General features: G+C 62.0%; 15 protein-coding genes. 11 read left to right on the plus strand and 4 right to left on the minus strand.

What is annotated here, in order from left to right; all coding sequences use genetic code 11:
- Window positions 1-69: 69 nt before the first annotated feature.
- From RQ479_RS12860 to tssH, 4 genes are all read right to left on the minus strand, one after another.
- Complete coding sequence (locus tag RQ479_RS12860; RefSeq protein ID WP_376705353.1) at window positions 70-336, minus strand: DUF86 domain-containing protein; 267 nt, start codon at window positions 334-336, stop codon at window positions 70-72.
- An 80-nt stretch (window positions 337-416) separates the two neighbouring features.
- Entirely contained in the window at window positions 417-713 is a 297-nt protein-coding gene (locus RQ479_RS12865; protein ID WP_292655791.1) for a nucleotidyltransferase family protein, read from the minus strand.
- Window positions 714-1,144: 431 nt separating this feature from the next.
- Window positions 1,145-1,378 carry a plasmid stabilization protein gene (locus RQ479_RS12870; protein WP_376705354.1) on the minus strand — a complete coding sequence of 78 codons (234 nt, stop codon included), beginning with the start codon at window positions 1,376-1,378 and terminating at the stop codon, window positions 1,145-1,147.
- A gap of 129 nt (window positions 1,379-1,507) precedes the next feature.
- Window positions 1,508-4,258 carry a type VI secretion system ATPase TssH gene (gene tssH, locus RQ479_RS12875; protein WP_376705355.1) on the minus strand — a complete coding sequence of 917 codons (2,751 nt, stop codon included), beginning with the start codon at window positions 4,256-4,258 and terminating at the stop codon, window positions 1,508-1,510.
- Window positions 4,259-4,596: 338 nt separating this feature from the next.
- Between tssH and tssA the strand changes: the two genes are divergently transcribed.
- From tssA to icmH, 11 genes are read left to right on the plus strand one after another with little or no spacing between them, the layout of a single operon-like run.
- Window positions 4,597-5,775, plus strand: a complete 1,179-nt coding sequence (tssA, locus tag RQ479_RS12880; protein ID WP_376705356.1) for a type VI secretion system protein TssA — start codon at window positions 4,597-4,599, stop codon at window positions 5,773-5,775.
- 6 nt (window positions 5,776-5,781) lie between these two features.
- A complete protein-coding gene (tssB, locus tag RQ479_RS12885; protein WP_292655782.1) occupies window positions 5,782-6,318 on the plus strand; it encodes a type VI secretion system contractile sheath small subunit in 537 nt (178 codons plus the stop codon).
- Between the two features lie 2 nt (window positions 6,319-6,320).
- On the plus strand, window positions 6,321-7,823 hold the full coding sequence (tssC, locus tag RQ479_RS12890) for a type VI secretion system contractile sheath large subunit (protein WP_023720342.1): 1,503 nt from the start codon (window positions 6,321-6,323) through the stop codon (window positions 7,821-7,823).
- A 46-nt stretch (window positions 7,824-7,869) separates the two neighbouring features.
- Window positions 7,870-8,331: a type VI secretion system tube protein TssD gene (locus RQ479_RS12895; protein WP_023678576.1), complete on the plus strand. Its 462-nt coding sequence runs from the start codon at window positions 7,870-7,872 to the stop codon at window positions 8,329-8,331.
- Window positions 8,318-9,073: a type VI secretion system baseplate subunit TssE gene (gene tssE, locus RQ479_RS12900; RefSeq protein WP_376705925.1), complete on the plus strand. Its 756-nt coding sequence runs from the start codon at window positions 8,318-8,320 to the stop codon at window positions 9,071-9,073. The genes RQ479_RS12895 and tssE overlap by 14 nt, the downstream gene beginning before the upstream one ends.
- Before the next feature lies 1 nt (window position 9,074).
- Entirely contained in the window at window positions 9,075-10,949 is a 1,875-nt protein-coding gene (gene tssF / locus RQ479_RS12905) for a type VI secretion system baseplate subunit TssF (RefSeq protein ID WP_376705357.1), read from the plus strand.
- Entirely contained in the window at window positions 10,913-11,980 is a 1,068-nt protein-coding gene (gene tssG, locus RQ479_RS12910; protein WP_376705358.1) for a type VI secretion system baseplate subunit TssG, read from the plus strand. The genes tssF and tssG overlap by 37 nt, the downstream gene beginning before the upstream one ends.
- Window positions 11,977-13,455, plus strand: coding sequence for a type VI secretion system-associated FHA domain protein TagH (gene tagH, locus RQ479_RS12915; RefSeq protein ID WP_376705359.1), 1,479 nt, complete (start codon window positions 11,977-11,979; stop codon window positions 13,453-13,455). Before tssG ends, tagH begins: the two co-directional genes overlap by 4 nt.
- A 3-nt stretch (window positions 13,456-13,458) precedes the next feature.
- On the plus strand, window positions 13,459-13,914 hold the full coding sequence (gene tssJ / locus RQ479_RS12920; RefSeq protein ID WP_376705360.1) for a type VI secretion system lipoprotein TssJ: 456 nt from the start codon (window positions 13,459-13,461) through the stop codon (window positions 13,912-13,914).
- 39 nt (window positions 13,915-13,953) lie between these two features.
- Window positions 13,954-15,288, plus strand: coding sequence for a type VI secretion system baseplate subunit TssK (tssK, locus tag RQ479_RS12925; RefSeq protein WP_376705361.1), 1,335 nt, complete (start codon window positions 13,954-13,956; stop codon window positions 15,286-15,288).
- Between the two features lie 4 nt (window positions 15,289-15,292).
- The gene (gene icmH / locus RQ479_RS12930; protein WP_376705362.1) at window positions 15,293-16,615 is read left to right on the plus strand and encodes a type IVB secretion system protein IcmH/DotU; all 1,323 of its coding nucleotides are present in this window, start codon (window positions 15,293-15,295) and stop codon (window positions 16,613-16,615) included.
- Window position 16,616: the final 1 nt, after the last annotated feature.

Genomic DNA, 16,616 nt, shown 5'->3' on the forward strand with positions numbered 1-16,616 from the left:
GGTTACGGTGCAGGCAGGATGGCGAAATCGGAAGCGTAGGGTGCTTAGGGCAATTCAGGGATTTGCCGCCTATTCATCAGCAAACCGCTCGCTCAGGGCTTCAATGGCTGCTTTCAACGCGGGAAGTTCGTCAACGACCACACCCCAGATGATATTGTCTGCCAGGCCGTGATATTCATGCCGCAGTACATTTCCGATCGTGCGCACCTGACGCCCTGGGATGTCCGGCTGGAGGGCTTTGACTTCATCTGGCAAGGCTCGGCTGGCCTCGGAAATAATTTCGGTGCCGCGCTGCACAGCGTGCTTGAGAACCCAGTCGCCTTGATAGTCGGCCACGTTTTGCCTGCGACAGCGGCCTGAATCCCGTTGATGGCCTCGAGGATATCGTCCAAGGCATGGCGGAATTCACGTGCCATTCAGAAGATGCGCACGGCCGATTGTTCGATTTGCGGCCGCAACCGGGGATGCAGGCCATCCCGGGTGGTTACGTCGACCGGGACGTGCAGTTCATCCTCCAGAAGGAGCTTAATGCCCACAAGATCGAAGGCATTGAAACGGCTCTTGGGATCATAATCGATGAAAAGGTCAAGATCGCTTCCTTGTCCGGCTTCATCTCGAACCGTTGACCCAAACAGGTAAAGCGCGGTCGCGCCCATGCGTCTCACGGCATCAGCTGTCCGCTGCAACCTGTTGATGGCATCCACTCTGTTCATGGCCTTAACTCATATCAGCGAGCACAACTTATCCACTTTTTCGCGCTTTCTGTGCCGGCTGCGCTTAGCACACTGCCTGCAATCCCCAACGAAGCAGCTGATGTCATTGTTCATCGTGGTCATCGCGACCTGAGCCCGCAAGATGGCCGCAGCCCGTAAAGGCCGTGCCTACCGTCGGGGCTGGACAGCGGCCGGCTCTGAACGGATCAGATCAGCTGCCAGCACTTACGGCGAGAACGGAAACATTGCCGTAGGCGCTCCCTTTCCCCGTGCTTGACCGGCGCCGGCGCATCTTCCTTTGTACCAGCGGATGCCGCTATGCTGCACCTCTTGCGAACAGCAGCACCCATAATCAATCGGCAAGCCAGAGCAGCTTCTTCAGTCAGAGATACGAAACGCCTGCTCCAGTCGGGCAACCTTGCTCCAGCCGTTCAGCCGGCTGATCCGGTTTCATGAATCACTGCGTCAAGATCGATGTCTGTAACGGATTGCGCTGAAAGACGCCGATAGAAGACCGAAGCAGGCTCACGACCGGCCTCTCGGAGCTGGTAGTACTCGAGCGCGCGCTCGACCACGTCCACAATGGTGCGATTTTGACGGCGAGCCAGGCGGCGCGCAAGATCACGCGCCTTGCCGCTACGGACTGAGAGCTGTGGATCGGTCATATCGGATTCCTTCGCGGCATTATTTAGACCCACTTGGCTTACTAGCAAAGATGGGTGGTGTTGGCTTGCTGCCGCATGAGCGATTAACGCTACAGCTGACGAAAGGAGACGCCCGTAATATTCGCGCACTTATTCGAAGGAATAGGTAAACCCTTGGGCTGAGGCGCCAACCGTCACCTTCGTCATCTTTTCACCAGCGAGCGACCGGTTCAGCACGCCGCGGCTCAATTCCGGAAGAAGAGTGTTGGTCAGAATTGCGTCAATCATCCTGCCGCCCGATTCGATTTCCGTGCAGCGGGCCTTGACCAGATCCATGACACCATCGCCGATGACCAATTCCGCATGGTTGGTTGCGCGCAGCCGGCGAGCAATCTTGGCGAACTGGTGACGAGTGATCGCTTCAATCATCGAATCCGAAAGCGGGAAGTAAGGGATGGTCACCACCCGGCCGAGAAAGGCCGCAGGAAAGACCTTCAGCAACGGACTGCGCAACGCGGTGTCCAATTCGTCGAGCCCTGCCCGTTCCGCCCCGTTCCTTGTCCGGTCCATGATGACTTCGGAGCCGACATTCGACGTGAGAAGGATCAGCGTATTCTTGAAATCGATCCGTCGGCCTTCACTGTCGTCCATCATCCCTTTATCAAAGACCTGGAAGAAGATTTCGTGCACGTCCGGATGCGCCTTCTCGACCTCGTCGAGCAGGATCACCGAGTAGGGCTTGCGTCGCACCGCCTCGGTGAGAATTCCACCTTTGCCATAGCCGACATATCCGGGCGGCGCGCCCTTCAAGGTGGAGACCGTATGCGCCTCCTGGAATTCGGACATGTTGATCGAGATCAGGTTCTGCTCTCCGCCGTAGAGCGTTTCGGCCAGTGCCAAGGCGGTTTCGGTCTTGCCGACGCCCGAGGGACCGCAAAGCAGGAATACACCCACCGGCTTTTCCGGAGCGCCGAGACCGGCGCGGCTGGTCTGCACGCGCTTGGCGATCATCTCCATGGCGTGATCCTGTCCCACAACGCGCTCGGACAGAGTGGCCGCGAGCCGCAGCGCCTTCTCGGTCTGACTCGACAGCATCCGCCCCGTCGGGATGCCCGTCCAGTCCTGAACCACGGCCGCCACGGCGTTGCGATCGACCGATGGCAGGATCAGCGGTGTTTCGCCTTGCGCCTCGGCCAGTTCGCTCATCAGTTCGCGCAGCCGAGCGAGATCGGCAGCCGGATCGGGAGGCGGAGTACCATCTGCCGCCGGAACCCTCGTCCCGGCAGTGGACTGTTCGGTCCCTGGCACCTCGACGCTCTCTGTCTCAATGGCGGCCTCCTGCCCTTCCACGGCATCGAGCGGCACGCCGTCACCGCGCAGCCTGGCACGCAGTTCGAGTATCTCGGCCACCAGCGCCTTTTCGCGCTCCCAGCGCTGCTGCGCGGCTGCGAGCGTGCGTTCGGTCTCGGCAAGTCCGGCCTCGACCCGTGCCTGCCGCTCGGCCACTTCGATGCCGATTGCAGCCTCGCGGCCGATAATGCCGCGCTCGACCTCCAGCGCCTGGCGACGGCGCATAATGTCCTCGACCTCGGCCGGCGTGGCGTGCTGCGATACGGCGACACGCGCGCAGGCGGTGTCGAGAAGGCTGACCGCCTTGTCCGGCAGCTGCCGCGCCGGGATGTAGCGATGCGACAGGGCGACCGCCGCGTCGATCGCCTCATCCAATATCTGGACCTTGTGGTGCTGTTCGAGAACGCCAGCCACGCCGCGCAACATGAGGATGGCAACCGATTCCGAAGGCTCGTCGATCTTTATCACCTGGAAGCGGCGGGTCAGTGCCGGGTCTTTCTCGATGTGCTGCTTGTATTCCGCCCAGGTCGTTGCCGCTATCGTGCGAAGTTCGCCGCGCGCCAGCGCCGGCTTGAGCAGATTGGCAGCGTCGCCGGTTCCGGCAGCACCACCGGCGCCTATCAGGGTATGGGCTTCGTCGATGAAGAGGATGACCGGCGCTTCAGAGGATTGAACTTCGTCGATTACGGCCTTCAGCCGTTTTTCGAATTCACCTTTTACGCTTGCGCCTGCCTGCATCAATCCGACGTCGAGCATGCGCACGCTCACTCCCTGCAGTGGAGGCGGCACATCGCCTTTGGCGATGCGCAGAGCAAAACCCTCCACGACTGCAGTCTTGCCGACGCCCGCCTCGCCGGTCAGGATCGGATTGTTCTGCCGCCGTCGCATCAATATGTCGACAATCTGCCTGATCTCCGGATCGCGGCCGACGACCGGGTCGATCTTTCCGTCGCGGGCGCGCTGGGTCAGGTCGGTGGCATATTTGGCCAGTGCCGAATCCCCGCCCGGAGCCCGCCGCGGCGCCTCTGTCGCGGTGACCGTTGGCGCAGCGCCGGCTTCGAGTGAGCCCTCCGTGACATCGGCGAAGCGCGCCACCACGGCGTCGGCGTCGATCTTGTCGAACTCGCCGCTGATCTTCGACAGCAGGCCTTCCAGCACCGGTGTCTTCAGGCAAGCAAGCAGAACATGTGCGCTGCGGACCTCCTCCACGCCGAATTCCAGTGTTGCCAGATTCCAGGCCTCCTGGATGGCGTGGAAGATATGGTCGGAAAACTCTTCGATCGAGGTTGCGCCATAAGGCAGCTTGTCCACCGCACGCGTCATATCGGCCGTAAGTCGGCTCGCATCCAGTCCCGCATCGGCGATCATCATTTGCACATCCGAGCGGTCGGAGAGCACCAGCTGCTCGATGAAGTGGACGAGTTCGACGTAGGGATTGCCGCGCAGCTTGGCACTGTCGGCCGCTGCCTTGAAGGCGCGCAACCCGAGAGGATTGAGCTTGCCGACCAGTTCCTTGCGCTTGAAACTCTGCGATGACCGGCGCTGTTCCATCGAACGTGCTCCTGCACTCTGCAAGTCGATAACCTGCCACATAAGCAGCCGCTTGACAAAGTGCGGGATGAACAAAGGTTTCAATGCCCGATTATGCGGGCTCCCATCATTGGTGGAAGATCCTGCATCGCCGGCCGCAAACAACGCGGGTCCTGACATCCCAACACGACGCGTTCCTGGTCCAGGGCTCGCTAATCACGCCCCCGGGATTCCACAATCAAGACAAGGCTGCATTAGCTTTTGTTAATTTTTTCCGCACTCGCTGAATTGTGGAAAAGCGCAACCGTGTGATAACGTAGGGGCAGGTCGGCCTCAGGGCCGGTGACTGGGGGATCGGTGTGATCGACGTCGCACTCTGGCTTGCTCCGCTCGACGGTGAAAATCCGTCGGGAGAGGATTTGCGTAACGATCCGGCGTTTCACGAACTGGAGCGCCTGACGGAGCCCCAGGTCAAGGTTGTCCATGACGGCAACAACAGGCCCGTCTCGCAAAGCACCATTCCCGTCGACTGGCCAGCAGTGCTCACCAAGGCCGAGGAATTGCGCGCGCGTGGCCGCGACCTGCGCCTGATTGTAATTGTCACACGCGCACTGGCCAACGAGCAGGGACTGGCCGGCTTGGCGCAGGGTCTGACGCTTATTGGGCGGACATTCGACCAGCATTGGGAATCCATGCACCCGGCGCTGCGGCCCAACACGTCGCCTCGCCAGGCCGCCTTGCGTCGCATCAACGCGCTGCTCGACCTTCAAAACGGTCAGGACGGGCTGCTGGCCAACCTGCGGCAAATGACTTTGTTTGCGCCACGCTCGATCGGGCCGATCAGCGGACGGGACCTGGAACACGCTGCGCTCGACGACCGCGTCATGCTGCAAGAAGCAGCGTCAGGATTGAATGCGGCCGAAAAGGCAGCGCTTGTCAGTGCGCACGGACAACTGTTGAACCGGGTTCGTGCCGGGTGCGCGGCACAGGCGGATCAAGCCAATGAGGAAATGCAGTCGCTCATCGCCGATGCGCGCGCGGCGGTCGCGGCACTGGAAGCGGTCGAGACAGCCCTCAACGCTCGCCTTGAAGGCAGCGGCGGGACCACCATTCCGGAATTAAAACGGTTCCTGCAGCGTTTGCTGACAACCCTCGAGCGCAACTCGGCTGCCGGCGCGATGGCGAATGGCTCGGCAAAGCCGTCCCCTTCGCCTGCAGAACCGGTAATGCCTGCCCGAAACGGTCATGGAGCCGATACAATGGCAAGTGTGGCTAGCTACGCGGACTCGAGCACCGGACTCCCCGACGAGATTTCTTCGCGCGACGACGTGGTGAAATGCCTGGACCTCGTCGTCGCCTTTTATGACCGCACCGAACCATCGAGCCCGATCCCCCACCTCGCCCGCCGTGTTCGCCGGATGGTGCATATGGATTTTGTTGAACTGATGGAAGATCTCGCCCCGTCGGGACTGAAGGAGTTCCGGCTTCTTGCCGGCGTTCCCGATGCCAAGAAGACGGCTCAGAAGGATGAAAGGTAGCAAGCAATGCCAGCCGAAAGCAAAGCCAAGGTCATCGAACGAAATCGCGCGCCGCGGGTGCAGATCGCCTATGACGTGGAAACCTACGGCAGTCCAACGACCATCGAGCTGCCGTTTGTCATGGCCGTCATGGCCGACCTTTCGGGGGCTTCGCAGACGAAGGAAGCGGCGAAGTCGGTGCTGGACCGCTCCTTTGTCGAGACCGATGCGAACCGGTTTCCGCGTTTCATGGAGGCACTTGGACCACGCGTCAAAGCCCGCGTGAAGAATACGCTGCCCCAGGCTGAAGGCGCCGAGCGGGACGAGGAACTGGCGCTCGATCTTACCTTCACCAAGATGGGCGATTTTGCGCCGGACAAGATTGCCGAGCAAGTGCCCCAATTGGCCGAAATCCTCAAGATGCGCCGCCAACTCGAGGAACTTCTCGGATTCATGGACGGGCGCGTCGACGCCGAAAAGCGCATTGCGCAACTGCTGAACAATCAACCGCTTCTTGGCCAGATCGCCAGCCAGGCACTGGCGGACGACAAGGCAGGGGAATGACCATGGCCGAACAGCAAAAAACCGCCGCCGTCGCCGAGGCGGAAACCATCGATCTTGGAGAATTCAGCGGGCTCCTCGAGAAGGATTTCAAGGTCAAGAAGGACGACAGTGAAAAGCTGCAGCAATTGGTGCGCAATCTCGCACTTGCAGCGCAGACGCGTTCCGATACCACGACCATCTCGTCGAATGCGATCAAGTCGATCAAGTCGCTGATCGCCGGGATCGACAAGATGCTTTCCGAACAAGTCAACGAGATCCTGCACGCGCCGGAAGTGCGCGAAATGGAGGGCACATGGCGTGGCCTGTGGTATCTCGTCAACAATACCGAGACGGATCAGAAGCTGAAGATCCGGGTCATGAACATTTCCAAGGAGCAGCTGGCCGACACGCTTGAGGATTATGAGGGCCAGATGTGGGATCAGAGCCCGATCTTCAAGAAAGTCTACACGGACGAGTATTCGATGCTTGGCGGCGAGCCGATCGGCTGTGTGATTGGTGCGTACGAATTTTCCAACCACCCGCGCGACGTCGGTCTGCTGCGCAACATCTCCGGTATCTGCGCCTCAGCGCACACGCCCTTTATCGCAGCTGCCTCGCCTCGCCTGTTCCGCATGGATAGCTGGCAGGAATTGCCGAACCCGCAGGACCTGCAGCAGATCGTCTCCAACCCCGCCTATGCCTCGTGGCAGTCGCTGCGCGAGAGCGAGGATGCACGCTACATCGGCCTGACCATGCCTCGCGTTCTGGCACGGTTGCCGTATGGCACCGATACCGTTCCGGTGAAGGGCTTCACCTTCGAGGAGGAGGTACATGGCGATCATAACAAATACGTCTGGATGAACGCCGCATTCCCGATGGGCGTGAATATAAACCGCAGCCACAAGCTCTATGGCTGGGGCACGCAGATCCGCGGCGTCGAAAATGGCGGCACGGTCCTTAACCTGCCAGTGCACAGCTTCCCGACCGATGATGGCTCGATAGCGATGAAATGTCCGACGGAGGTCGCCATCGACGACCGGCGCGAGGCGGAGCTGGCCAAGCTCGGCCTGATGCCCATCCTGCATCGAAAGAACACCGATCTCGCCGCCTTCATTGGCGCCCATTCGCTGCAGGACGACGAAACAAGGGCGGGACGGCTGGTCGACCCCGATGCGCAGGCCAACGAGCGGCTGAGCGCCAACCTGCCCTACCTTTTCCCGGTCTCGCGCTTTGCCCACTACCTCAAGGCGATCGCGCGCGACAAGGTCGGTTCGTTCAAGGAGCGCTCCGACATGCAGATCTGGCTGACCGAATGGATCAACCGGTATGTGCTGGCCAACCCGGCCTTTGCCGACGACAAGGCGCGCGCCAAGCGCCCTCTCGCCGCCGCCGAGGTTCAGGTGGACAGTGTGGAAGGGCGCCCCGGCTACTACAATGCCCGCTTCTATCTGCGCCCGCATTATCAGCTGGAGGGTATCAATGCCTCGCTCCGGCTGGTTTCGGAACTTCCGTCCGTAAAGACTTGATTTGCAGCAACAACATCTTGGTTTTTGAAAGCGGTGGAGAAACACAATGCCCACAAATACGAAGATTGATGGCTTTCTAAAGGTTCCGGATATCAAGGGTCCAAGCACTCGAGATGGCCATGAGGACGAAATCGAAATCCATGGCGTCGATTACAAGATGATCGCACCCTATGATCCAAATTCGCTCTCGCGTCGCGGTCGCGTGTCCTTGGGTATGATCAAGTTCACCAAGCACTATGACAAGTCTTCGCCCTACCTGAAAAAGGCGCTGTTCGAAAACAAGGCCCTGGACGAAGTCGTGTTTTCGGCACGGCGGACCATTGATGGCGAGACCAAGGATTACCTGGTCGTCACACTCACCGACGCCTCGATCATGGAATACGACATGTCGCAGGCCGAGGATGAGGAGGACCTGATCGAGGAAGAGGTCAGCTTTGCCTACAAGAAGATAAAGTTCGTCTACGACGACAACGACGAAATCGAAATGGATGTCTATGTCGGCAAGTGAGGCCCGGCGGCCCGGCGCGGACAAGTCGCTGGGTAGCGGCAGCTCGCGAGCAAAGCGCGAAGCGGTCCAGCCCTCTTTATGGGACCGCCTCGTAAACGAGCTGCCGGGTATGACCTCCGAGATAGACGGGCTGCGCCAGGCACTGCAGGACGAGCTTGGCGCGGAGCGGCTGGACAATCTTGTTGCGGCCAGCGCGCGGCTCATCGACGCCGACGCGGAGTTGACGGCCGACCAGAAGCGGCGTCTGCATCGCCTGGCCTTTCAAAGCCAGCACCGCGCTGAAATCGAAAGCCGTGGCGTGGTGGTGTCGGCTCGTGTGCTCAAGGAAGCCGTGCGGCGCGATGTCGAGGCTTTGTTCAACACCGAGCGCTTCGAGGCCGTTCCGCTTCTTTCCGACCTTGAAAGCGAACAGGCCGCGGGCAACCCGCCGTCGCTCGCCGATTTTCCGGAGGTGCGTCGCAGCGTCGTTAATTACGGAGTTCCTTCCTTCTCGGGCCGTTCCTCCCGCGACTTCGATCGCGAGGCCCTGGCGCGCGAGATCCGCTCGGTGCTTGCAACCTTCGAGCCGCGTCTCAAGGACAGTGCAACAAAGGTTACGGTAACCCTCGGCGACAAAACCGTGGGCCTGAAGATCGAGATAGATGCGGTGTTGATCATGACGCCGACGCCCGAACGCATGCGCCTGCGCACCACGATCAATCTCGATAACGGCTTGGCTCGGACCGAATTTAGGGAAGCCTGAGATGGATCGGGTCTTCGTAGAATATTACGAGGAGGAACTGACCCATATCCGTGCGCTCGCGGCAGAATTCGCCGACATGCATCCGGCGGTGGCGCGCAACCTTTCACTCGATACGGTGCCCTGTCCGGATCCCTATGTCGAGCGGCTGCTTGACGGCGTTGCATTCTTGGCCGCGCGGACCCGGCTCAAGGTCGATGCGGAACGCTCGCGCTTCTCGCGCGCCGTCCTTGATGTTCTCTATCCGGACCTTGTCACGCCGGCGCCGGCAACGGCCATGGTGGTGCTCAAACCCGGCCAGCAGGTCCAGACAATGATTGGGGGCCATGTCGTCAAGCGCAATACGCGGCTGGTTTCCAGCCTCCAGCCTGGCCTTTCGACGCGTTGCACGTTCACCACCGCCCAGGACATCACGCTGTGGCCGATAGCCATCACCTCGGTCGGCTATTTTCAGGATCGCAGCGCCTTGGCGGCAGCCGGCATCACGAGGCTCGGCGGTGTGGATGGCGAGGCGGCGCTTCGCATCACGCTGGCCCGTACTGGAAAAGGCAAGCTCGACGAACTGTCGCTCGACCGGCTTGATCTTTACTTTGCCGCGCGCACCAAGGCACCACTGCTTTTCGATGCGATTTTCGGCGCCTGCTCAGCCGTTGGTGCACGACCGGAAGGCAAGGCCAACCCAATATCGCCGTTGCCGGTACCTGAAATGGTCGGCATCAGCGACGACGAGGCTCTGATGCCTCGTACACGTCCGACCTTCGAAGGATATCGTCTTCTGCGCGAATACTTCATGATGCCGGAGCGCTTTCACTATGCTCGGATTTCGGGGTTGCAGCCCATCGTGCGCAGATGCACAGCCGAGCTCGAGATCATCTTCATCTTCAGGCGTCCGGTGCCTGAACTTGCCGATCTGGCGGCGGCCGATTTTGAACTTTTCGCGACGCCGATCATCAATCTGTTCGAACGTGAGTGCAACGTCGTCGAGCTCGATCCGCGCAAAACGCGGCAGGTGCTGCATGCCGACCGCACGCGAGCGCGGGACTTCGAAATCTATCGGGTTATCCGCGTCGAGGACGCCGACAGCGAAGGGAGCGACGCCGCAATCCCGGAGCTCTTCAGCCTGGGACAGAACCGCGGCAGCGGTTGGGTTTATTCCACCGAACGGCGCCCACGCCGCCCGACGGAGGAGGAACGGCGCGACGGCCTCACCCGCACTTCATACACCGGCGATGACGTTTTCCTGGCGATTTCCCGCCCAGCGGAAAGTCCACCGAACCGGCCGCTGAAGCGCGTCGACATCGTGGCACTCTGCACCAACCGCGATCTGCCGATCCTTGACGATAACCCCACCTTGACGCTGGAAGCCGGCGATCCGGTCGAAACGATCCGGCTTCTCGGCGCATTGCGCCCGCCTCGCCCAGCCATCCCTGCAGCACTGCCTGCGGGCGCGGCGGGTGAATCGCGAGCCGACAATCTCGCCTGGCGGCTTGTAGCGCAGCTCGCGCTCAACTTTCTAAGCCTTGCAAAGGAAGGGCGCGGCGTCGACCCGCTGCATGCGCTGCTTGAGCTTTACGCCGACAGGGGTGACCCGAGCCTCGCCCGCAATGTGCACTCGATCGTGCGCATCGACTCCCGGTCGGTCATCGAACGGCTGCAGATCGATGGGCCGATGTGCTTCGGACGAGGCACGGAGGTGACATTGCATGTCGATCAGTCTGTCCTGGCGGGGCAGAGCACCTTGCTGCTTTCGGCCCTGCTGGCACGGCTGTTTGCCCGTCACGCTGGAATAAACGGCTTTGTGCGAACCCGCACATGGCTGCTGCAGAAGCAGGAGGATGTGCCATGGCCGATGACGCCCGGCAATCGCTACCTGATCTAGACAAGCCTGGCCTGCACCAGCCCGAAGAGCTCTCGGATGCGTTCGACTTCTTCGAGCTGTTGCGCCGACTCGAACGGAGAGGCGGGTTGTTCGGCTATTCAGGCCCGCCGGAGCGCGAACCCTCGCGGCTCGGGCAGCATGTTCGTCTCAGCTTTTCCGCCAAGGACTTGGCAGAATTCCGCGAAGCGACTGACAAAGCGCCCGCTCGGGTTACGGTCGCAAACATTGGTCTGATGGGACCTGAAGGTCCGATGCCCCTGCATTTGACGCGCTGGGTGCTCGATCGCCTGTCGCAACGCTGGTTCACCGGCGCCGATGCGCAGCAGACCAGCGACACGACCTTCATGGACTTCGTCAACATTCTTCAGAACCGCATGATTGGGCTGTATTACAGGGCGTGGGCGGATGCGCATCCGGCGGTTCAGGTCGAGCGCCCGGTAGGTGGGCGCGTTCGCGCCATGCTTGAAGCCATGGCGGGAATAGGGCTTCCCGGCACCCACAACCCCGAACTGGACGCCGTTAAGCTGCGCCAGGCCGCTTCGCTTGCCAATCAGGTCGACGGCCCCGAGCGGCTGACGCTGTTCCTGGCTGAGGCGTTCAAGGTGCCGGTCCAGATCAGGGAGTTCATCGCTGCCTGGATGACCATACCAGCCGCGCTCCAGACCCGCCTTGGCAAAGCCTACGCAGGGCTCGGTCGGGGAGCGACGATCGGTCCGCGTGTCTTCAACCGTCAAAGCAGGATCGAGCTCCGCGTCGGCCCGCTGGGCTATGAAGACTTCAAGGCGTTCCTGCCGGGTGGTCAGCGCCTCAAATTGTTCAAGCAGGCCGTTAGCGACATGGTCGGCGAATCGCTCGACGTCGATCTGCGCATCGTGCTGGCGCGCGATGCCGTTCCGCCGCCGCGTATTGGAACCGTGCAACTCGCCCGGACCGCGTGGCTTGCGCGGCCCGCTGAAAGGGGCGATGCTGACGACATGCGGCTGCGGACATTAGTCGGCTGGCGGCAGGAAGGGGCGGAGGTCGCGGCATGAGTCTGCTGCTGACGCTGGAGCAAGGGCCACGCACCCAGGCGGTACGGCAGACCCGGCTTGACGAGGGGGAATTGGTGATCGGCCGCAGCGCGGACGCGGGCTGGCAGATCGACGATCCCGACATGTTCGTTTCACGCGCCCATTGCAGGATCACTGGTGGGCGCGATGGATATTTCGTCACTGATACGTCGAGCAGCGGATTGTTCATAGACGACTCCGACAGCCCGCTCGGCGCCGGCAAGTCGGCGCGTCTTCGCAATGGCATGCGGCTGAGATTGGGCGATTACATCGTGTATGTCGATCTGCAGACGTCGAGCGCCCAAGCCACAGCAGCAGCAGCCGCAGGGCCAGTTCCGGAGCGCTCGCCGCCGGCGTCTCGGGCGCCGGTCAGCATCGGCCGAGACGATTTCTTTTCAGCCACCGTGGAAGAAGAGCCGCAGCGGCCACGTCCAGCCGAGCTGCCGAACCCGTTCGAGCAGCCGATCCCGGGTGCGTTCGAACGCGCCAATTCCAGACAGCGAAGCTCGCCTGCTTTCGACGACCCGTTCAGCCTCGATCCGGTTTCAACGCCCCTGTCAAAAAGCGCCGACGCCTACCTGGAACCAGACAGCACACCCAGCCGCGCGGACCCATTCGGCCTCGATCCTATGTCGTCCCCGAACGGCGCAACGGAGCCCGCGACGGCAAAGATGCCGGAATTCAATGACGATTTCGGTTTTGGGCCTGCCGCGGCGCCCAGCCCGGGACGCGATGCGGGCTCGACCGGTCAGCGCGAGCGCGACGCCCAACCACTGCAAGCGGCCAATCCCTGGGACCTGCCCGTGCGAGCGGCAGATGCCCCTCCCCCAATGCGGGCAGGCGCAGCCGCCAGCCCCGCCCGCCAGCCGCCCGCGAGGCAGCACGCCGACATGGCGCTTCGCACCGCATTCCTGCGCGGCATGGGCATCGCGGAAGCCGATTTTCCCGGGCGCGACGCCGTCGCCGAGATGGAGAAGTTCGGTCGCGAATATCGGCTTATGATGGAAGGATTGATGCAGCTGCTGCGCAAGCGTGCCGAAGAAAAGGGAAATGCCCGCGTTGCCCAGACAATGGTCGGAGCCTCCGAAGTCAATCCACTCAAGTTTCTGCCGACGGTCGACGACGCAATCGTGACGCTTATTGCCGAACGCAGCCCCGGATTTCTCGCCGGCGAAGCGGCTATCGCGGATGCGGTTCGCGACCTCGCACAACATCACGTGCGCGCCTGGCGCGGCGTGCAGGCCGCCTTGCGGCGGATGGTCGACCGTTTTGAGCCGGCAGCCATCGAAGAAGAGCTGAAATCGAGTTCCGCGATCGGCACGCTGTTGTCGGGCGGGCGCGGCGCCAAGCTGTGGGAGCTCTACCAGAAACGCCATCGTGAAATCGCCGAGAGCGCGGAAAAGAGCTTTCTCGGCGAAATCGGCGCCGATTTTCGTGATGCATATGAGGAGGAGTAAGACATGATCGATCGACGCGAATTTATCGTTGCCTTGGGTGCGACCGGGCTGCTTACGGCCTGTCAAAGCGCCGGGCCGCCAAAACCGTCGGTCATCACGGTGAAGCTGTCAGGGGCGGCCGGCATGAACCCTGGACCAGGCGGCGGCGACCGGCCAGTGACGGTGCTGGCCATGCGGCTGCGCAGCACCGGTAAGTTCAACTCCGCCGACTACTTTGCCTTGCAGGGGGATGCCGGCTCGGCACTGGCAGGCGATCTCATCGGATCCGACCAGATTGCCGTCGGGCCTGGAAAAACCGCGACCAAGACCATTACGGTTGAACCGGATGCGACGGCCCTGGGCTTCGTTGCACTTATCCGTGAGCCTGGCGGGCGAAACTGGCGGACCACCAAATCGGTTTCGCCCGGATCAAACTTTACGATCAATGTCACACTCGGCAGCGGCGGCATTTCCGCCTGACGGCCAAGGCAAGGGGAGTTCGATGCAGAGAGAAGCCGGATGAGCGATGCAAACAGGGTGCTGTGGTCCGAGGGCCTTTTTCTGCGGACCCAGCATTTCCAGCAGCAGGATCGTTTCTTCGAGGCGACTGTGCGCGGCGCGTTGCGGGCCGGCCAGTTGCATACGTTCGGCTTTCAGCATCTGACCCTGGATAAGGCATTGCTCGATGCCGGCCAGATCTCGATACTGTCTGCACGAGGCATTTTCCCGGACGGAACCCCCTTCTCCATTCCGGATCTGATGGACGCGCCGCGTCCGCTGCCGGTCACCTCGGATACAGGCGCCGGCCCGGTGCTGGTCGCCTTGCCGCTCGAGCCGGCCGGCGGCGTTGGCTTCGATCCGGCGCACGCGCCACCCAGCGGTGCGCGCTATCATGGACGGATTGTTTCGGTGCGCGATGCCGTCCAGGGCGGCTCAGACCCCGAAGAAATCGAAATCGCCCGGCCGCAATCGCTGTTGCTTGCACCCGGCAAATCGGTCGGCGGGTATACCGCCCTGCCGATAGCCGACATCAAGGGGGTTCGTGCCGATGGCGGCGTTTCGCTGGACGAGACGTTTCTGCCACCGGCACTGGTTACTGGTGCAGTGGCCTGGTACCGGCAATTGCTTCTGGAAGTTGTCACAGGCCTTGATCAAATCGCCGAGGCTCATGGCAAGATGGTCATGGGCGGGCCAGGGCGCAGCGTCGAAGACCTGTTGATGCTCAACCTCGCCAACGCGGCGCGTCCGCGACTGGCCCATATGCTGGCGCAGGATGTTTTCCATCCGGCCGAACTTTACCTGGAACTGGCCGGGCTTGCCGGTTCGATGGCGACCTACGGCTCGAGCGCGCGGCGACTGGGCGAGCTGCCGGCTTACGATCACATGGCGCCCGGCCCACCGTTTTCGGCGCTGGCGGATGCATTGCGCTCACTGATCCTGAGCCTGCGCTACATCGAGCCGAAATCGCGCGCGCTGCCCGTCATGCGCCATTCGACCAATGTTTGGAAAATCCGCATCGACAATCCGAAGCTGCTGGTGGCCAGCCGGATCGTCATCCGGGTCGGTTCGGAACTGTCGGAGGACGCGCTACGCAAGATATTCGTCAACCAGGCGACCGTGGGCTCGGCGGATGAATTCGAGGGACTGTGGAAGTCCCGCCTGCCCGGCATCCCGCTGAAACCGCTTCATTCGCAACCGCGCGAGATTCCTTACGACGGCGATCGGCTGTGCCTTGAGCTCGACCAGAAAAGCGAGCACTGGGCATCGCTGCTCGGTGCCCCAGGCTTCGTCATTGGCGTTTCGGGTGTACTGCCGAGCGAACCGCAGGTGGACTGCTATTCGGTGAACAGGTGAAACCATGAGCCGGGATGATCCTTTCGGGCTGTCGGAGGATCGCGAACGCACTCGCATCAGGCTGACCGGCACGCCGATGCCGCGACCGATGGCGGTATCCATGCCGGGCGGGCCGGTAAAACGCTCGCGCACCCACCCGAACGGCCTTGTCAACGCCTTCGCGCCCCTGCTCGAGTTTGCGCCTGAGCTTGAAAGCGCGCTGCCACCGGAGAATCCGGAAGTGTTACGCACTCGGCTGCTCGAAGAACTGGTTCGGGCACGCGACACGGCAATGGCGGCGGGATCGTCGATGGAGCGGGCCGATCAGGCAGCCTGGGTGGTGGCGGCCTTGCTCGACGATCTGGCCCTGAACACGCCCTGGGGCGGGGCCAGCGCGTGGCCGCGTCAGCCGCTTGTGGTCATGTTGCGCGGCGATGTCGACGCCGGCACGCAGTTCTTCACGCGGCTCGACGAACTGGAACGCCATCCGAACCGAGATCGCGAATTGCTGGAACTCCAGTATGACTGCCTGGCACTGGGTTTTCGCGGCAAGTATCGCGTGCCCGGCCGGTCGGGCGATCGCTCGCTCAATGCCGTTCGTGTGGCTGCGGCACGTTTCCTGCGCGATGCCGACGCCGAGAATGCGCCGCTGTCGCCGAACTGGAAAGGCGTCATCGCATCCGACGAGCCGCAGCGCTTCATCGTTCCGATCTGGGTGATGGCCCTGGCCGCGGCGGTCATCGCCACCGCGACCTATGTCGGGCTCTCGATAGGACTAAGCAGCCAGGCGGTGGAGCTTTCAGCGCTGGTCCGCGCCTTGCCGCCGCCGACCCGTGGCGACATCAGCCGCGTGTCGCCAACGGTAGATGTCCCCCCGCCGGAGACTGTGGATTTTGCACTGCTGCCCGAATTTGAGGCCGGGGCGCCGGGCAATCTGAGATCGGCTCTCAGCGGCACGGAGAGCGTTTCACTGGCCAAGCTGGTCATCCAGGCCTCCAACCCCGAACTGTTCCAGTCGTCGCGGCCAACGCTGACGGAAGGATTCGAGCCGCTGATCGGCTCGATCGCCAAGGTGATCCTGGCCAATCGTGACCTGATCGGCAACATCACTGTGGTCGGACATACGGACAGCGTTCCTCTGCAAAGAACCAATCCGCTGTCGACCAACCAGCGACTGTCAGAGGCTCGCGCCCAGACCATTGCCGACATGCTGGTGCAAAACGGAGTGCCGCAGGAACGCGTCCATTCCGAGGGCCGGGCAGCCACGGATCCAGTGGCCGACGACGGCACGCGCGAGGGCCGGGCCCTGAACCGGCGCGTTGAGGTGCTGGTCGAAAAGAGGCTGTGAG

The sequence above is a fragment of the Mesorhizobium sp. ISC25 genome (assembly GCF_042295465.1).
In the GTDB taxonomy this organism is placed as follows: domain Bacteria; phylum Pseudomonadota; class Alphaproteobacteria; order Rhizobiales; family Rhizobiaceae; genus Mesorhizobium.

Bases quoted from the DNA above. Each gene is read 5' to 3' on its own strand.
- RQ479_RS12865 (WP_292655791.1), bottom strand. From the start codon at position 713: ATGAACAGAGTGGATGCCATCAACAGGTTGCAGCGGACAGCTGATGCC.
- RQ479_RS12870 (WP_376705354.1), bottom strand. From the start codon at position 1,378: ATGACCGATCCACAGCTCTCAGTCCGTAGCGGCAAGGCGCGTGATCTT.
- tssH (WP_376705355.1), bottom strand. From the start codon at position 4,258: ATGGAACAGCGCCGGTCATCGCAGAGTTTCAAGCGCAAGGAACTGGTC.
- tssB (WP_292655782.1), top strand. From the start codon at position 5,782: ATGCCAGCCGAAAGCAAAGCCAAGGTCATCGAACGAAATCGCGCGCCG.
- tssC (WP_023720342.1), top strand. From the start codon at position 6,321: ATGGCCGAACAGCAAAAAACCGCCGCCGTCGCCGAGGCGGAAACCATC.
- RQ479_RS12895 (WP_023678576.1), top strand. From the start codon at position 7,870: ATGCCCACAAATACGAAGATTGATGGCTTTCTAAAGGTTCCGGATATC.
- tssE (WP_376705925.1), top strand. From the start codon at position 8,318: ATGTCGGCAAGTGAGGCCCGGCGGCCCGGCGCGGACAAGTCGCTGGGT.
- tssF (WP_376705357.1), top strand. From the start codon at position 9,075: ATGGATCGGGTCTTCGTAGAATATTACGAGGAGGAACTGACCCATATC.
- tssG (WP_376705358.1), top strand. From the start codon at position 10,913: ATGGCCGATGACGCCCGGCAATCGCTACCTGATCTAGACAAGCCTGGC.
- tagH (WP_376705359.1), top strand. From the start codon at position 11,977: ATGAGTCTGCTGCTGACGCTGGAGCAAGGGCCACGCACCCAGGCGGTA.
- tssJ (WP_376705360.1), top strand. From the start codon at position 13,459: ATGATCGATCGACGCGAATTTATCGTTGCCTTGGGTGCGACCGGGCTG.
- tssK (WP_376705361.1), top strand. From the start codon at position 13,954: ATGAGCGATGCAAACAGGGTGCTGTGGTCCGAGGGCCTTTTTCTGCGG.
- icmH (WP_376705362.1), top strand. From the start codon at position 15,293: ATGAGCCGGGATGATCCTTTCGGGCTGTCGGAGGATCGCGAACGCACT.